Source organism: Pseudomonas sp. MPFS, assembly GCF_022537035.1.
Classification (GTDB): domain Bacteria; phylum Pseudomonadota; class Gammaproteobacteria; order Pseudomonadales; family Pseudomonadaceae; genus Aquipseudomonas; species Aquipseudomonas sessilinigenes.
This window is the reverse complement of the sequence record NZ_CP066123.1, coordinates 2,567,427-2,584,523: the sequence shown is the minus strand read 5'-3', so window position 1 is coordinate 2,584,523 and position 17,097 is coordinate 2,567,427. Positions and strand designations below refer to the sequence as shown.

General features: G+C 64.5%; 14 protein-coding genes. 8 read left to right on the top strand and 6 right to left on the bottom strand.

Going from position 1 to position 17,097, the window contains the following annotated elements; genetic code table 11:
• Positions 1-4 precede the first annotated feature (4 nt).
• A complete protein-coding gene (locus I9018_RS12215; protein ID WP_241109590.1) occupies positions 5-1,213 on the top strand; it encodes a pyridoxal phosphate-dependent aminotransferase in 1,209 nt (402 codons plus the stop codon).
• Positions 1,214-1,391: 178 nt separating this feature from the next.
• On the opposite strand, the gene I9018_RS12210 is transcribed toward I9018_RS12215, so the two are convergent.
• From I9018_RS12210 to I9018_RS12200, 3 genes are all read right to left on the bottom strand, one after another.
• Positions 1,392-2,360, bottom strand: coding sequence for an aliphatic sulfonate ABC transporter substrate-binding protein (locus I9018_RS12210; RefSeq protein WP_241109589.1), 969 nt, complete (start codon positions 2,358-2,360; stop codon positions 1,392-1,394).
• A gap of 185 nt (positions 2,361-2,545) precedes the next feature.
• Positions 2,546-3,820, bottom strand: a complete 1,275-nt coding sequence (locus I9018_RS12205; protein WP_241109588.1) for a Zn-dependent hydrolase — start codon at positions 3,818-3,820, stop codon at positions 2,546-2,548.
• A 152-nt stretch (positions 3,821-3,972) separates the two neighbouring features.
• On the bottom strand, positions 3,973-5,460 hold the full coding sequence (locus I9018_RS12200; RefSeq protein ID WP_022643934.1) for an NCS1 family nucleobase:cation symporter-1: 1,488 nt from the start codon (positions 5,458-5,460) through the stop codon (positions 3,973-3,975).
• A gap of 618 nt (positions 5,461-6,078) precedes the next feature.
• Between I9018_RS12200 and hydA the strand changes: the two genes are divergently transcribed.
• The 3 genes from hydA (at position 6,079) to preA (ending at position 10,441) form a co-directional block, all read left to right on the top strand.
• Positions 6,079-7,518: a dihydropyrimidinase gene (gene hydA, locus I9018_RS12195; protein WP_124346500.1), complete on the top strand. Its 1,440-nt coding sequence runs from the start codon at positions 6,079-6,081 to the stop codon at positions 7,516-7,518.
• A gap of 263 nt (positions 7,519-7,781) precedes the next feature.
• Positions 7,782-9,149, top strand: coding sequence for an NAD(P)-dependent oxidoreductase (locus I9018_RS12190; protein WP_241109587.1), 1,368 nt, complete (start codon positions 7,782-7,784; stop codon positions 9,147-9,149).
• Positions 9,146-10,441: an NAD-dependent dihydropyrimidine dehydrogenase subunit PreA gene (gene preA / locus I9018_RS12185; protein WP_241109586.1), complete on the top strand. Its 1,296-nt coding sequence runs from the start codon at positions 9,146-9,148 to the stop codon at positions 10,439-10,441. Before I9018_RS12190 ends, preA begins: the two co-directional genes overlap by 4 nt.
• A gap of 66 nt (positions 10,442-10,507) precedes the next feature.
• Here the strand turns inward: preA and I9018_RS12180 are convergent, their stop codons facing one another.
• Positions 10,508-11,128 carry a TetR/AcrR family transcriptional regulator gene (locus I9018_RS12180; protein WP_068584434.1) on the bottom strand — a complete coding sequence of 207 codons (621 nt, stop codon included), beginning with the start codon at positions 11,126-11,128 and terminating at the stop codon, positions 10,508-10,510.
• 306 nt (positions 11,129-11,434) lie between these two features.
• Here I9018_RS12180 and I9018_RS12175 point away from each other — a divergent pair, with 306 nt between their 5' ends.
• The 4 genes from I9018_RS12175 to copD all read left to right on the top strand — a co-directional run bounded on the left by I9018_RS12175 (position 11,435) and on the right by copD (position 14,059).
• On the top strand, positions 11,435-12,157 hold the full coding sequence (locus I9018_RS12175; protein ID WP_241109585.1) for an Imm52 family immunity protein: 723 nt from the start codon (positions 11,435-11,437) through the stop codon (positions 12,155-12,157).
• Between the two features lie 184 nt (positions 12,158-12,341).
• A complete protein-coding gene (locus tag I9018_RS12170; protein WP_022643928.1) occupies positions 12,342-12,776 on the top strand; it encodes a GNAT family N-acetyltransferase in 435 nt (144 codons plus the stop codon).
• A gap of 56 nt (positions 12,777-12,832) precedes the next feature.
• A complete protein-coding gene (gene copC, locus I9018_RS12165; RefSeq protein WP_068584439.1) occupies positions 12,833-13,201 on the top strand; it encodes a copper homeostasis periplasmic binding protein CopC in 369 nt (122 codons plus the stop codon).
• Between the two features lie 3 nt (positions 13,202-13,204).
• Positions 13,205-14,059: a copper homeostasis membrane protein CopD gene (gene copD, locus I9018_RS12160; protein WP_241109584.1), complete on the top strand. Its 855-nt coding sequence runs from the start codon at positions 13,205-13,207 to the stop codon at positions 14,057-14,059.
• A 168-nt stretch (positions 14,060-14,227) separates the two neighbouring features.
• On the opposite strand, the gene I9018_RS12155 is transcribed toward copD, so the two are convergent.
• Positions 14,228-15,358, bottom strand: a complete 1,131-nt coding sequence (locus I9018_RS12155) for an HlyD family secretion protein (protein ID WP_241109583.1) — start codon at positions 15,356-15,358, stop codon at positions 14,228-14,230.
• Positions 15,355-17,010: an MFS transporter gene (locus tag I9018_RS12150; RefSeq protein WP_241109582.1), complete on the bottom strand. Its 1,656-nt coding sequence runs from the start codon at positions 17,008-17,010 to the stop codon at positions 15,355-15,357. The genes I9018_RS12155 and I9018_RS12150 overlap by 4 nt, the downstream gene beginning before the upstream one ends.
• Positions 17,011-17,097 lie beyond the last annotated feature (87 nt).

Sequence of the window (17,097 nt, the reverse complement as noted above, 5' to 3'; positions counted from 1 at the left end):
TCCCATGTCTTTCGATACCCAGCAGCGGCAACCCGGTTTTCCGCGACTGCTCCCCCGCCCCACCGTCCAGACCCTGGGCGCATCCCCCATCAGGGAGCTGGCCAACAGCGCCATGGGCCGCGAGGACGTACTGCCGTTCTGGTTCGGCGAGTCCGACCAACCCACCGCACGTTTTATCCGGCATGCCGCCATGGAGTCGCTCAGCCACGGTGAAACCCGCTACACCCAGAACCTGGGCAGGCCTTACTTGCGCCACGGCATATCCGAATACCTGAGCCAGTTGCATGGCACACCGATCGGCATGAACCGCGTGGCGGTCACCCCCTCCGGGGTCTCGGGGGTGATGCTGGCGGCTCAATTGTTGCTGGAGCCGGGCGATCATGTGGTGGCGATTACTCCACTGTGGCCAAACCTGACCGAGATCCCGGGGATCCTGGGCGCCAGGGTCAGCCGGTTCGCGCTTTCGGTCGTCGATGGCAAGTGGAGCCTGGATGTGGAGCGGCTACTGCAAACCCTGTCCACGGACACACGAATGCTGCTGCTCAACTCGCCGAACAATCCCACGGGCTGGACCATCAGTGAGGACGAGATCGCACCGATCCTTCATCACTGTCGCCAACATGGCATCTGGATCATCTGCGACGACGTCTATGAGCGCTTGCTCTACGATCTCCGTGTGGCGTCGGCACCGTCCTTCCTAAGGCACTACGTTCCTGGCGATCGTATCTTGTCGGTCAACAGTTTCTCCAAGGCCTGGTCGATGACCGGCTGGCGCATCGGCTGGCTAGTGGCCCCGCCGGAGCTGCTGGACGATCTGGCCAAGTTGATCGAGTTCAACAGCTCTTGCGTGCTGGAGCCGATTCAGAGGGCGGCCATGACGGCCTTGCTCGAAGGAGAAGATGAAGTAGCGGCGCTACGCCAACGGCTGGCGGCGACCCGGACATCCCTGGTGGATCAGCTCAGGTCCATCGACGAGATCGAACTGCCCGACGCGGGCGGGGCCATGTATGTGTTTTTTCGCATCAACGGATATCCAGACTCCATGGCCCTGGCCCACCAGTTGGTGAACCAGGTCGGCCTCGGCCTGGCACCCGGCAGTGCCTTTGGCCCGGAAGCGGCCACCTGGTTACGCTGGTGCCATGCCACCGACCCAGAACGCCTGCAACAGGGCGTCCAACGCTTGCAACAATTCCTTGCCGGGAACAAGGGATAGAAGGCCTGGGGCCTGCCCGATTCGTGCTGCAACCCAAGACCGGGTACCAGGCCTTTGCTGATGCTTCGCAGCCAGCGATAGCGGCTACAAGAAGCTGCGTATGGGATTAGCGACTACGGATGGAATTGGCGGCAGATCACCGGAGAGTCCTGCGGCTCGCGAAGATCGCTTTGTGTAGCTACAGGTGCTTGGGGCTCCAGAGCTGTACGGCCCGGGCATCCACGGGCCTGGGCAGGAGTTTCGCCTGGTAGAAGGTGTCGGCGATCTTCTGCTGCTCACCCAGGGCTTGCACCTGTACGGGCTCGACCTGGTAGGTGCGGCGGCTGTTGGCCAGTTCTACGGTCGGGACGTCGAGGTTGCCCCATAGCGGGCCCAGCAGCTTGGCCGCTTGTGCCGGGTTGGCCTTGACCCAGGCGCCGGTTTTCTGCAACTCGGTAAACACCTGCTGCAACACCTCGGGATGGGCCTTGGCGTAGTCGTTGGAGGCCAGGTAGTAGCGGCGGTAGCTGGCCAGGCCCTGGCCGTCGTGCAGCACCCGTGCGCCTTGCTGGCGCTCGGCGCTGGCGACGAAGGGTTCCCAGGTGACCCAGGCATCGACCTTGGCGGTTTCCAGGGCGGCGCGGCCATCGGCGGGGGTCAGGTACACCGGCTGGATATCGGCGAAGCTCAAGCCCGCCTCGCGCAACGCGGCTATCAGCAGGTAATGGCTGCCGGCAGCCTTGGTCACGGCGATGCGCTTGCCCTTGAGATCGGCCAGGGACTTGAGCGGCGAGTCCTTGCCGATGACGATGGACTGGGCCGCAGGCGATGGGGTCTCGGTGGCGAAGTAGGTCAACCTGGCGCCGGCGGCCTGGGCGAACACCGGCACGGTGTCGGCGACATCGGCGCTGATATCGACATTGCCCACGTTCAGCGATTCGGCCAGGGGCAAACCGCTGGTGAACTCGTGCCAGGTGATGTTCACCCCCTGCCCCGCCAGTTGCTTTTCCAGGGTGCCCTGGGCCTTGAGCACTGCCAGCAGGGTCGAGGATTTCTGGTAGCCGATGCGCAGGCTGGTGTCGGCCTGGGCGTTGCAGGCCATGCCCAGCGCCAGGGCGACAAGGACGGAGAGCGACAAGCGACGAGGCGAAGCAAAGGGCTGGCGCATGGGGGGCGAACCTTCTGGGAGAGGACAGTCACTAAAAGCTAATTGATCTAATAATTAGAAAATAAATAATTTTTAGGAATTAGCTTAGTGTCTGCCAAAGGTTCGTCACCCATGCAAACCTGTAGCCGCTGCTGAGCCTGCGAAGCTGCGTACGAGGACGCAGCTTCGCAGGCCGGGAACGGCAGTCAGGATTTCAAGCTGATGGCCTGGGAGGCGGCGAGCATGGCGCGCAGCAGCACCGCGCAGCCGGCGGCCAGGTCGTCGGGATCGGCGTTCTCGATTTCGTTGTGGCTGATGCCGCCTTCGCAGGGCACGAAGATCATCCCCGCCGGCCCCAGTTCGGCGACGAAGATCGCGTCATGCCCGGCGCCACTGACGATGTCCATGTGCGACAAGCCCAGGCCCTCGGCGGCGCCGCGCACGGCCTCGACGCACACCTTGTGGAAGTACAGCGGCGGGAAGTCCGCCGTCGGGGTCAGCTCGAAACTCAGGCCGTGTTCCTCGCACGTGCATTCGATCACCTGGCGCACCTCGGCGATCATCGAGTCCAGGCGCGCTGGCTCCAAGTGACGGAAGTCCAGGGTCATGCGCACCTCGCCGGGAATCACGTTGCGCGAGCCCGGATAGGCCTGCAGGCAACCGACAGTGCCGCAGGCGTGGGGTTGATGGCCGAGGGCCGCACGGTTGACCGCCGCCACCACCGCAGCAGCACCGACCAGGGCGTCCTTGCGCAGGTGCATCGGGGTCGGACCGGCATGGGCCTCGACCCCGCGCAGCTTGAGGTCGAACCACTTCTGCCCGAGGGCGCCGAGCACCACGCCGATGGTCTTGCGCTCGTCTTCAAGAATCGGCCCCTGCTCGATATGCGCCTCGAAGTAGGCCCCCACCGGATGCCCGCTGACCTGGCGCGTGCCGGCGTAGCCGATGGCGTTCAGCGCCGCGCCGACGCTCATGCCCTCGGCATCGGTCCTGGCCAGGGTGTCCTGCAGGGTGAATTTCTCGGCGAACACCCCGGAGCCCATCATGCACGGCGGGAAGCGCGAGCCTTCCTCGTTGGTCCACACCACCACTTCCAGGGGGGCCTCGGTTTCCAGCTTGAGGTCGTTGAGGGTGCGCAACACCTCAAGCCCCGCCAGCACGCCAAAGCAACCATCGAACTTGCCCCCGGTGGGCTGGGTGTCGATATGGCTGCCGGTCATCACCGGAGGCAACTGCGGGTTGCGCCCGGGGCGGCGGGCGAAGATGTTGCCGATGCCGTCCACGCTGACCGTGCACCCGGCCTCCTCGCACCAGGTGACGAACAGGTCACGGGCCTGGCGGTCGAGGTCGGTCAGGGCCAGGCGGCAGACCCCGCCCTTGACCGTGGCGCCGAGCCGGGCCAGCTCCATGAGCGACTGCCACAGGCGGTCGCGGTTGATGTGCTGATGGCTGGATTGCAGAACGTCGACGGCAGCGTTCATGGTGATCTCCTCAGGCTTTTCTGGTTGTGGTCGACAAGGTCGTGCTCGTCTTGAGTGCTGTGGTGTCTGGTGGATTGTTTGTGAACAAGCCCCGCGTTCCCTGCAGGAGCGAGCGGGCGGCGATGCGACTTGCCCGCGATGCTCTCAATGCATCACACCGGCGTCTTGGCGCTCACGCCCTGCGGGCTGCGCAGGTTGCACAGGCCGTAGTAGATGAGCCCGCCCAGGGCCGAACCGGTGAACCAGCCGTAGCTGTAGAACCAGTTGAAGGCACTGCTGCCCAGCGACATCAGGGTCAGCGCCACCGGGATGGCGAAGGCGATGAAGCCGTGCCAGTTCCACGCCGGGTACACGTCGTCGCGGTACAACCCGGCCAGGTCCAGGCGTTGCCTGCGAATGATGAAGTAGTCCACTACCATGATCCCGGCAATCGGCCCCAGGAGGCTGGAGTAGCCCAGCAGCCAGTTGGAATACACGGTTTCCAGGCTCACGTCGGACACCAGCAGGCCGAGCTTCTTGAGCAGTTCGTGGCCCATCAGCGCCAGCCCTACCAGGCCGGTGAGGATCACCGCCGTGGTGCGGCCGATCAGCTTGGGGGCGATGTTCTGGAAGTCGTTGGTGGGCGAGACGATGTTGGCCGCGGTGTTGGTCGACAGCGTGGCGATGATGATCAGCGCCATGGCCACGGCCACCCAGCCCGGGCTCTGGATATGCCCGATCAGGCTCACCGGGTCGGAGACCGTGACCCCCACCAGCTTGGCCGAGGCCGCGGTCATCACCACTCCCAGGGCGGCGAACAGGAACATGGTCAGCGGCAGGCCGAAGATCTGCCCCAGCACCTGGTCCTTCTGGCTCTTGGCGTAGCGGCTGAAGTCCGGGATGTTCAGCGACAAGGTGGCCCAGAAACCGACCATGGCCGTCAGCCCGGCCATGAAGTAGCCGGTGACGCTGGCGCCTTCGGGACGCTTGGGCGGGATCGCCAGCAACTCACCGAGCGATACGCTGGGCAAGGCCCATAGCAGCAACCCGATGCCCACCGCCACCAACAGCGGCGCCGACAAGGTCTCCAGCCATTTGATCGATTCCGCACCGCGCAGTACCACCCACAGGTTGAGGGTCCAGAACAGCATGAAGCCGATCACCTCGCCGGTGCCGCCCAGGGCCTTCCAATCCGGAAAGATCGAGCCAAGGAACAGGTGGATGGCCAGGCCGCCGAACAGGGTCTGGATGCCGAACCAGCCACAGGCCACCAGGGCGCGGATCAGGCACGGCACGTTGGAGCCGATGATGCCGAACGACGAGCGCAGCAGCACCGGGAACGGAATGCCGTACTTGGTGCCGGCGAAGGCATTGAGGGTCAGGGGCAACAGCACCACGACATTGGCCAAGAGGATCGCCAGCAGCGCCTCGCCGACACTCAGGCCGAAGTAGGCAGTGAGCACCCCGCCCAGGGTGTAGGTCGGCACGCAGATCGACATGCCGATCCACAGCGCGGTGATGTGCCACTTGTTCCAGGTGCGTTCCTGGACCTTGGTCGGGGCGATGTCGTGGTTGTAACGGGGGCTGTCGAGCACGTCGCTGCCGGCGTCCAGCTCGTACAAGCCGGCGCGCTCGGTCACCTGGGATCTGATCTGTTGCATGGCCGCTCCACTGTTGTTCTGGTTATTGTGCTCATCGGCCAGCGATCCCTGGATCGGGCGCCGGACGATGGCCGGAGAACTGACGACTTCCACCCTCCGGCGTGACGATCCGTGGCGGCACTCAATAAGTGTGCCGGTGAGCCCAGGTTCGTGACCGACCAGTTGATGGAATCCATGTAAGCAACTGATGTAACTCAGCTTTATTCAAATAACTTTCAGGTCTCAGGTTAGTTGCCAGGCCACTCAGGCAAGGTAGCTGGCAAGTTGCCACTTAGATCAAGACCCAAATAGGTGCACCGCACTTTCAGCAACGATATCCGATTCGTTCTCGTACCTATTCAAGCCGCTGATAGGACATGGAAAATCTCGACTATTCTTCGATCCTGTCAAGTGAGTCAAAATGGTGAACGCCTGCACGATTTCTGGGATTTATATTTTTATCGTTAAATTTCAACTAGTTACATTCAATATAAGCTTATAAAAAATATTCTTGATGTTTCTTCAAAGTGAGACTAGCGTTTAATCCTGACACCGCTGACAGGATTGTTTAGTTGTCAGTGCGTTCAATAAAAAAGTTAGAACCGGCAAACAGTCGGTCATGCCTGCGAGGAACTCGGAATGTCTCTGTTGATCCGTGGCGCCACCGTTATTACCCATGATGAAAGTTATAAAGCCGATGTCTTGTGCGCAGAGGGCCTGATTAGAGCCATCGGCGCTCACCTGGACATTCCCGCAGGCTGCGAAGTGCTCGACGGCAGCGGCCAGTACCTGATGCCCGGCGGCATCGATCCCCACACCCACATGCAACTGCCCTTCATGGGCACCGTGGCCAGCGAGGACTTCTTCAGCGGGACGGCGGCGGGCCTGGCCGGCGGCACCACCTCGATCATCGACTTCGTGATTCCCAACCCTCAGCAATCGCTGCTGGAGGCCTTCCACCAGTGGCGCGGCTGGGCCGAGAAATCGGCCAGCGACTACGGATTCCATGTGGCCGTGACCTGGTGGAGCGAACAGGTGCGCGAGGAGATGGCCGAGCTGGTACGGCATCACGGGGTCAACAGCTTCAAGCATTTCATGGCCTACAAGAACGCCATCATGGCCGCCGACGACACCCTGGTGGCCAGCTTCGAGCGCTGCCTGGAACTGGGCGCAGTGCCCACGGTGCACGCCGAGAATGGCGAGCTGGTGTATCACCTGCAGCGCAAGCTGCTGGCCCAGGGCATCACCGGGCCGGAAGCCCATCCACTGTCGCGGCCATCCCAGGTGGAGGGCGAAGCCGCCAGCCGGGCGATCCGCATCGCCCAGACCCTGGGCACGCCGCTGTACCTGGTGCACGTGTCCACCCGCGAGGCCCTGGATGAAATCACCTATGCCCGGGCCCAGGGCCAGCCGGTCTATGGCGAAGTGCTGGCCGGGCACCTGCTGCTGGACGACAGCGTGTACCGCGACCCGGACTGGCAGACCGCCGCCGGCTACGTGATGAGCCCGCCCTTTCGCCCGCGCGGCCACCAGGAGGCGCTGTGGCATGGCCTGCAATCGGGCAACCTGCACACCACCGCCACCGACCATTGCTGCTTCTGCGCCGAGCAGAAGGCCGCCGGGCGCGAGGACTTCAGCAAGATCCCCAACGGCACCGCCGGCATCGAGGACCGCATGGCCGTGCTGTGGGACGAAGGGGTCAACAGCGGGCGCCTGTCGATGCAGGAGTTCGTCGCCCTGACCTCCACCAACACCGCCAAGATCTTCAACCTCTACCCGCGCAAGGGGGCGATCCGCGTCGGCGCCGATGCCGACCTGGTGCTGTGGGACCCGGCCGGCACCCGGACCATTTCCGCCAAGACCCACCACCAGCAGGTGGACTTCAACATCTTCGAAGGCAAGACCGTGCGCGGCATCCCCAGCCACACCATCAGCCAGGGCCGGCTGGTGTGGGCCGACGGCGACCTGCGGGCCGAGCGCGGCGCCGGGCGCTACGTCGAGCGCCCGCCCTACCCGACGGTGTTCGACCTGCTGAACAAGCGCGCCGAAGCCCACAAGCCGACCGCCGTCAAACGCTGAACCTGTCGCCCTGCAGCCGCTGCCGAGCCTTGGCGAGGCTGCGATCGGGTTGGGCGGCAGTCCGACGAAGCGGCCGTAACCCGGCTATCGCGTTCTACCTGGCGCACCGCAAGCGCAGGTTTTGCGGCAACTGCGTTGCCGATCGAAACCTCGCTGGGGCTACAGAAACCGGCAGCGAATCAGAGGTCAGCGCGATAACCGCTCCATCGCTGAAAAACAATGCCCATCAGAGGCATTCGATAAAAAAACCTGAGGCCAGAACCGTGATCCAGACCCTGAACCACTTGCCCCGTCCGACCCTGGACGGCGTCACCCTCGCCGAGCATTTCAGCGACCTGGCGCCACCCCTGACCCCACGCCAGGCGCAGCTGGAAGCTTCGCGCTGCCTGTACTGCTACGACGCGCCCTGCGTCAACGCCTGCCCCAGCGAGATCGACATCCCCTCGTTCATCCGCCACATCCACACCGACAACGTGCAGGGCGCGGCGCAGAAGATCCTCGCGGCGAATATCCTCGGCGGCAGCTGCGCCCGGGTCTGCCCCACCGAGGTCCTGTGCCAGCAGGCTTGCGTGCGCAACAACGCCCAGGAATGCGCGCCGGTGCTGATCGGCCAACTGCAGCGCTACGCCCTGGACAACGCGCAGTTCAGCCAGCATCCGTTCCAGCGCGCCGCCGCCACCGGCAAGCGTATCGCCGTGGTCGGCGCCGGCCCGGCCGGGCTGTCCTGCGCCCACCGCAGCGCCTTGCACGGCCATGAGGTGGTGATCTTCGAGGCCCGGGAAAAAGCCGGGGGCCTCAACGAATACGGGATCGCCAAGTACAAGCTGGTGGACGATTTCGCCCAGCGTGAACTGGAGTTCCTGCTCGACGTCGGCGGCATCGAGATCCGCCATGGCCAGGTACTGGGCGACAACTTGAGCCTGAGCGAACTGCACCAAGAGTTCGATGCGGTATTCCTCGGCCTGGGCCTGGCGGCCAGCAAGCGCCTGGGCCTGGAGCACGAGGACGCCCCCGGGCTGCTGGCGGCCACCGACTACATCCGCGAGCTGCGCCAGGCCGACGACCTTGGCCAGTTGCCCCTGGCCGAGCGCTGCATCGTCATCGGCGCCGGCAATACCGCCATCGACATGGCGGTGCAGATGGCCCGCCTCGGTGCCCGCGACGTCAATCTGGTGTACCGCCGTGGCGCCGCGGACATGGGCGCCACCGGCCATGAGCAGGACATCGCCAAGGCCAACCAGGTGCGGTTGCTGACCTGGGCCGCTCCCGAACAGGTATTGCTGGACGACCAGGGCCGGGTGCGCGGCATGCGCTTTGCCCGGACCCAACTGGTGGAGGGTCGCCTGCACACCACCGGCGAAACCTTCGAGCTGGCCGCCGACGCGATCTTCAAGGCCATCGGCCAGGCGTTCGACAGCGCCAGCCTGGACGATCCGCTGGCCCGGGAGCTCAAGCGCAGCGGCGAACGCATCGCCGTGGACGAGCAACTGCGCACCAGCATTCCCGGAGTCTACGCCGGTGGCGACTGCACCAGCCTCGGCCAGGACCTCACCGTCCAGGCCGTGCAGCACGGCAAGCTGGCCGCCGAGGCCATGCATGCTCAACTCATGCTCAACGTGGAGGCTGCGTGATGGCCGATCTGTCGATTGTGTTCGCAGGAATCAAGGCGCCCAACCCGTTCTGGCTGGCCTCCGCGCCGCCCACCGACAAGGCCTACAACGTGGTCCGCGCCTTCGAGGCGGGCTGGGGCGGCGTGGTCTGGAAAACCCTCGGCGAAGACCCGGCGGCGGTCAACGTGTCGTCGCGCTACTCGGCGCATTTCGGCGCCAACCGCGAGGTGCTGGGGATCAACAACATCGAGCTGATCACCGACCGCTCCCTGGAGATCAACCTCAGGGAAATCACCCAGGTGAAGAAGGATTGGCCGGACCGGGCGCTGATCGTTTCGCTGATGGTGCCTTGCGTCGAGGATTCGTGGAAACACATCCTGCCGCTGGTGGAGGCCACCGGCGCCGATGGCATCGAGCTGAACTTCGGCTGCCCCCACGGCATGCCGGAACGCGGCATGGGCGCGGCGGTGGGCCAGGTGCCGGAGTACGTCGAGCAGGTGACCCGCTGGTGCAAGACGTACTGCTCGCTGCCGGTGATCGTCAAGCTGACGCCGAACATCACCGACATCCGCCAGTCGGCCCGCGCCGCCCACCGTGGCGGGGCCGATGCGGTGTCGTTGATCAACACCATCAACTCCATCACCAGCGTCGATCTGGAGCGCATGGTGGCCCACCCGATGGTGGGCAGCCAGAGCACCCACGGTGGCTACTGCGGCTCGGCGGTCAAGCCGATCGCCCTGAACATGGTGGCCGAGATCGCCCGTGACCCACAGACCCGTGGCCTGCCGATCTGCGGCATCGGCGGTATCGGCAGCTGGCGCGATGCCGCGGAATTCGTGGCCCTGGGCTGCGGCGCGGTGCAGGTGTGCACGGCGGCGATGCTGCATGGCTTTCGTATTGTCGAAGAGATGCAGGATGGCCTCTCGCGGTGGATGGACAGCCAGGGCTACCACCGCCTGCAGGACTTCTCCGGGCGGGCGGTGGGCAACACCACGGACTGGAAGTACCTGGATATCAACTACCAGGTGATCGCGAAAATTGACCAGGAGGCCTGCATCGGTTGCGGCCGTTGTCATATTGCCTGCGAAGACACTTCGCACCAGGCGATTGCCAGCCTCAGGCAAGCGGACGGCACCCATAAATATGAGGTGATCGACGACGAATGCGTGGGCTGCAACCTGTGCCAGATCACGTGCCCGGTGCAGGATTGCATCGAGATGGTGCCGCAGCAGACCGGCAAGCCATTCCTCGACTGGCTGCACGACCCCCGCAACCCTCACCGCGAGGAAGCAGCTACAAGCGGCAAGTTCTAAGCAGCAAGTCGCAAGCTTCAAGCTCCTAGCTTGAAGCTTGCTTTCACTTGCCGCTTGCCGCTGCCTCTATGGTTCCAGGCCGATGCCGCGCAGGATCACGCTGGTGACGGTCTGCACCGCCCGTTCGAATTGCAGATCCGACAGCGGCTGGTGGTCGTTGAGGATGTTCACCTGGTGGTCGAAGTCGGCGTAATGCTGGGTCGAGGCCCAGATCAGGTACAGCAGCGCCGAGGGTTCCACCGCAAGGATCCGCCCGTCGTCGACCCATTGGCGGATCTTGGCTTCCTTCATCTTTGCCCAGTCGTACAGGCTCTCGTCCAACGCGGTGCCCAGGCTTGGCGCGCCATGCATGATCTCGTTGGCCCAGACCTTGGAGCCGTGGGGGCGGCTGCGCGAATGCTGCATCTTGGCGCGGATATAGCTGCTGAGCACCACCCGCGGGTCGTCGAACATCTCGAAGCATAGGGCGTCCTGCTTCCACACGTCCAGCAGGTCCAACAGCACCGCGCTGTAGAGTTCGTGCTTGGTGCTGAAGTAGTAATGCAGGTTGGAACGCGGCAGTTGCACCTCTTCGGCGATGTCGGCCATGGCGGTGCCGGCGTAACCCTTTTCGGCGAAGACTTTCTCGGCCCCCAGGAGGATCTTTTCCACGTTGTTGCGACGAATCTCGATCTTGTGATTGCCCATGAGGGCTCCTACCAAAACAGTCTGCGGCAAGACTAGCACCCTGCTAAGCGCACTTCTAACTCAAGCACTGCCGAGAAAACCGGCTTGCTTGCCCGCTAGAAACAACGCGGATCGCCGGTGCCAGTGCCATGCCTGCATCAACGTGGCGGCTGATTCATGGGAGCCACACCCAGCTCGCCATTTCATGTTAAATCACGCCCTGGCGCGGCCCACCCGTACCCTGGGCCGAGGAGACGACTCGCCGCCCAGCGATTGACGCGACAACGCTTTGCCCCAAAAGGCAGGGAGCATCCTTACGGAGACCTCATGGACGAATTCAAGCGCTTCAATTTCAATTTGAGTTTCGACAGGCAGAAAATCGCTCAAGTCCCGGAGCACCTCCAGATCCAGAGAAGCCTTGGCTTCTTGCGAGAGATCGGCAGGATCGACCCTGTCCTCAGGCACTGGTTCTTGTGCGCTGACAGCCGCAACAAGGGCCTGGAGCATGAGGTGCTGCTGGACGAGGCCAGCTTTGTCCGCGAAGTGCAGTCCTGGAAGGATGAGGACTTCGCCATCAATGACATGAGCTTTGTGCTCTGGAACGGGATATCCGACCCGCTCAAAGGCGGGCTTTCACTCAAGTACCACGCAAGGCACAGAGGTTCGCTGCCCACGGGCCTCGAGTTTTCCGACGCCGGGACCTTGGTCCGCTGCTTGCAAAATCCGCGGCAAGGCTTGGTGGAGCTGATCAGCACGGCGCTTGATTTCTGGCCGGAGATCGCCTGGGGCGTGGTGGCCCCCAACGCTTACTACCGCCGGCAACGAACCTTCGCAGACCGGCAAACCGTCGGCTGGATCGGCTACTGCCCCCAGCCCTTGTCGGCGCAGGATTTCCCCCAGGTGGATGAACTGCGCCCAACCCCGGCCCAAGGCAGCATCATCGTCACATGCCCCGACGTAATGGATGAAGGCAATGCACAACATCTGCAGAAAATCGCAACGACCGATGCCAAGCTGGTCGAGCTGGGGCTCTTGCCCATGCGGCATTAAAGACGCCTTCGGGGTTTCGCTGGCGGGCATCATTGGGTAGGATCGGCCTCCCGCTCATTTGCAGCCGTCACTGCAGTGCTCCGTCCAAGCGTTGATTCGCGACACGGGCATACAGGTCTCTGCCCAAATGCCGGCCCTACCCTACCGCCGGCCATCTAATCAGTTACCAAGATGGATCATCCCCATGAAGATTCGCCCTCGCGTCGCTGCGGACGACGCCTTGCTTACCGCGCTCTGGGAGCGTTCGGTACGCGCCACCCATGACTTCATCAGCGAAGACGACATCCAGCGCCTCTACCCGCTGATACGCGACAGCTACCTGCCGGCCCTGCAAGTGCTGGTCTGGGAGAACCCCGATGCCACGCCCGGCGGCTTCATCGCCATTGGCGACGACACCGTGCAGATGCTGTTCATCGAACCGGCCCAGCGTGGCCAGGGCATCGGCCGCCAGTTGCTGGACCAGGTCCGGCAGCCGGGCCTGAAGGTCGATGTCAACGAACAGAACCCCCAGGCCCATGGCTTCTACCGTCACTATGGTTTCGTCGACTACGGTCGCTCGGAAACCGATGGTGAAGGCAAGCCGTACCCCATCATCCACATGCAGTTGCAAGACGCTTGAACCATACCGGCGCCCCAGCGGCGCCGGCTCCCTGGCTTTTCTACAGGTAACCTGCCATGTCGTTGAAAACACTCTGCACCACCTCCGCCCTCCTCACCTGCCTGCTGGCCACCGGCTCGGCACTGGCCCACGCCCACCTGAAAACCACCACGCCCGCCGCCGACAGCAGCGCCAGCGCCCCCAGCGAGCTGCGCCTGGAGTTCAGCGAGGGCGTGGAAGCGGCCTTCACCAAGGTCGAGCTGAGCAAAGACGGCGCCCCCGTCGCGCTCAAGGGCCTGGCCACCGAAGGCGCGGACAAGAAGACCCTGGTCGTCACCCCCGCCAGCGCTCCGCTGCCGGCCGGCAGCTACAAGGTGCAATGGCACGCCGTGTCGGTGGACACCCACAAGAGCGAAGGCAGCTACAGCTTCAAGGTGAGCCCGTAACCCATGGCGTCATGGCTGGTGCTGTGCCGCTTCGTGCATTTCGCCGCGATCCTGACCCTGGTCGGGGCCTGGGGCTTGCGCCCGTTGCTGCTGGGCCGAGGCCATGAAGTCGTGCAGCAGCGGCTGGACCGCGTGGCTCGCGGGCTGACCCTGGTCGGCCTGGCCAGCGCTCTGGGTTGGTTGCTGCTGATCAGCGCCAGCATGGCCGGGGCCTGGTCCGCCGCCCTGGACCCGGCGACAGTTTGGCTGGTGCTGGGCAAGACGTTCTTCGGCCAGGTCTGGACCTGGCACCTGGCGCTCAACCTGGTGTTGCTGGGCCTGCTGCTGACACCCCTGGGCCGTTCCCTGCCGTTGCGCCTGGGGCTGGCCGCCCTGCTCCTGGGCACCCTGGCCCCGGTGGGCCACGGCGCCATGTTCGATGGCCTCAAGGGGCAATTGCTGATTCTCAACCAGATCGTCCACCTGGGCTGCGTCGGCCTGTGGCTGGGCGGTTTGCTGGTATTGCTGATGGTCCTGCGCCAGCCGCAGGCGTCCATGGAGCCGCTGTTGCGGCGCTTCAGCGGTGTGGGCTACGTGCTGGTGGCGGGCCTGCTGGCCAGCGGCCTGGTCAACGTACGGATGCTCACTGGCCAATGGTGGCCGACTCCGCTGTTCAGCGGTTTCGCCCTGGTGCTGTTGGTGAAAGCCCTGCTGGTGGCCGGCATGCTGGCCCTGGCCCTGTTCAATCGCTTGCGCACCCGGGGCTGCGACCAGCGCCTGGACAGCCTGCGCCGCAGCGTGGGCCTGGAGTGGTTGCTGGGCATCGCGGCCGTGGCGGCCGTCGCCCTGTTGGGCACCCTACCGCCGCTGCAAGCCTGAACCGCCTTTGTAGCCGCCGTCCAGCGCCAGCGCGGCTGCGACCGGGCGCGCAGCGCCCGTGGAAACAGGCACCGCAATTATCCAGATGGAATGCAGCGGCCGGTTTGGCGAGGACTGCGTTCTCGTGCGCAGCCTCGCGGGCTCGACAGCGGCTATAGGACGGTAGCGCTAGGGGGTGACGGAGGTGTCGATGCTGACCACCACCGACAACCCCGGGCGTAGGCGATCCAGCTCTTGCTGGTCAGGGTCGACGGTGATCCGCACCGGCACTCGCTGGGCGATCTTGACGAAGTTGCCGGTGGCGTTGTCCGCCTGCAGCAAGGCGAATTCCGAGCCGGTGGCCGGCGAGATCAGCTGCACCTTGCCGGTGAACTTGCGGTGGTTCAGCGCATCCACAGTGAAGCTCACCGGCTGCCCCAGCCGGATGTTGTCCATTTGGGTTTCCTTCATGTTGGCGATCACCCACAACTGGTCCGGCACCAGGGCCATCAACTGCGCCCCTGAGTTGACGTAGGCCCCCAGGCGCACGCCGATCTGCCCCAGCTGGCCATCGCGCGGGGCGAGGATCCGGGTGTTGGACAGGTCGATCCGCGCCAGTTGCACCGCCGCTTCGGCATTGGCCACCGCCGCCTCCAGGGAACCGCGATTGACGATCACGGTCTGCAGGTCCTGGCGGGCGATTTCCAGCTGGGCCTGGGCCTGGGCCACCGCCGCCACGGTCTGGGCATTGGCGGCGCGGGTCACGTCCAGCTCACGCCGGGACACCGAACCATCGGCGATCAGCGCCTCGTTGCGCGACAGGTCCGCGGCGCTCTTGCGCGCCTGGGCCTGGCTGTCGGCCAGGGCCGCCTGGCGCAGCTTGATGGTGGCTTCGGCACTGTTGCGCTGTTGCAGGTTATTGGCCAGGGAGGCCTTCTGCACCGCCAACTGGGCCAGTGACTGGTCCAGGCGCTGCTGGTAGATGCGGTCATCCAGGCGCACCAGCAGGTCGCCGGTCTTGACGTGCTGGAAATCCTGCACCGGTACTTCGAACACATAACCGCTGAGCTGCGGCCCGATGATCGTCACCTGGCCGCGCACCAGGGCGTTCTCGGTGCTTTCGATGGCGCTGGAAAACGGCGGCAGCTGCCAGGCGTAGAGCACGATCAGCACGCCGACGATGGCGATCGCGGCGAATCCCAGGGACGAGATGATCCGCACCGCCAACGGCCGTGGCTCGGTGGCGGGAATGGTCGGCGGGCCATTGGGCTCGGGGCTCGAGGCGATGGCATTGGTGGTGGGATTGACGGTTTCGCTCATGAAGAAGGGGCACCACTGGGTTGGACGGGAGGCTGGGGCGCGACGGGCTTGGTGGTGCTCATCAGCCACAGGCTGCGGATGAAGATCCAGATCATGGTCAGCACGGCGATCACCGCGATCAGCATGAATACATCGTTGTAGGCCATCACGTTGGCTTCGCGGGTGGCCGCCGAAGTCAGGCTGCGCATGCCTTGCAGGGTGCGCAGGTCAGGGTCGGCGATGACCTTGCCATAGGCCGCCGCGCCGCTCTGCACCCGGGCCAGGACCTGGGGGTCGAGCAAGGTCAGCTGCTCGACGATGAAGCTGGAATGGTATTTCTCGCGCACGATCTGGAAGGTCCCCAGCAGGGCCGAGCCGATCAGCCCGCCGAGGTTCTGGCAGATGCCGAACAGCACCGAGAAGCTCACCAGGTTGCGCGGGTTGGTCAGCACGTTGCGGGTGCCCAGGACCATGGTCGGGCCAAGGAAGAACGTACCGCCGAAAGCCAGCAGGAACTGGCTGATGTACATGTTGGCCGGGCGCGTGAGGTTGCTGGAGAAACTGTCCATCACCGAACCGACGGCCATCAGCGCCAGGGAAATGACCAGGGGCATGAACAGGTGCGCCGGGTTGATGGTCAAGGCGCTGGTGGCCAGCCCCGCAATGCTGCCCAGCAGCATCACCCCGTAAAGCAGGCGCATCTGTTCACTGCTCATGTTCAGCGCCTGGAGGAAACCCACCGCGCCGGTGGACTGCTCCGAGAGCACCATGCGGATCAGGATCACCGCCAGGGCCAGGCGGATCATCGCCCCGCTGCCCAGCCAGCGGGTCATCAGCATCGGGTTGCTGCGGTTATGTTCGATGCACAGGCCAGCGAAGATCAGCAGGATCGAGGCGGCGCTGGCGTAGCCGATCCACGGAGCCTCCAGCCACCAGTCGATGCGCCCCAGGGACAGCACTGCGCACAACAGCGCCACGCCGGTGGCGAGCAAGGCGAAGGTCAGGAAGTCGAGTTTCTCGAAGGTGCGAAAGCGATCGCCGGGCGGCAGCTTGAGCATGAACACGCAGCCCAGGGAAGCCAGGGCCAAGCCCAGCTCGAACAGGTACAGGCCACGCCATTCGGCGATCTGCAGCAGGTCTTCGGAGAACAGCCGCGCCAGGGGCAAGGCCAGCTGCGAGGTGCCCAGCCCCAGCACCAGGGCCTTGAGCCGCCATTTGGCCGGGAAGGCCTGGACCATGTAGTACAGGCCCAGCGAGCTCAAGGCCGCACCCACCATGCCGTGGGCCGCACGCACGGCGATGGCCGAGCTCAGGTCGTTGACGAACAGGTGGCCGAAGGTCACCAGGGCATAGAGCACCAGGAACACCTCGGTGAAGGCCCGCAGGCCGAACTGCTGGCGGAATTTCACCAGCAGCAGGTTCATCGACACGTTGGTCATGACATAGGCGGCCGGCAACCAGGCCATTTCCGCGCTGGTGGCCCCCAGGGCGCCTTGCAGGTACGGCAGGTTGGCGATCACCAGGGAGTTGCCCAGCCCACCGGTGATGGCCACCAAAAGGCCCACTAGCGCATAAGCCAGGCGCTTGTGGGTGGGGTGCAGCGGTGTCGAGGGCGAGCCGGGCAAGCTGGGCTTTTCGTGGGGCTGCCAGTTGCGCGGGGCGTAGTGATCCATGCAGTGACCTTAGTGTTGTTCTGGTCCGTACCGGGAAGGTCGACGCGGGTGGTGTGACCGCCAGCCTGCCATAAACCCCCGGGCCCA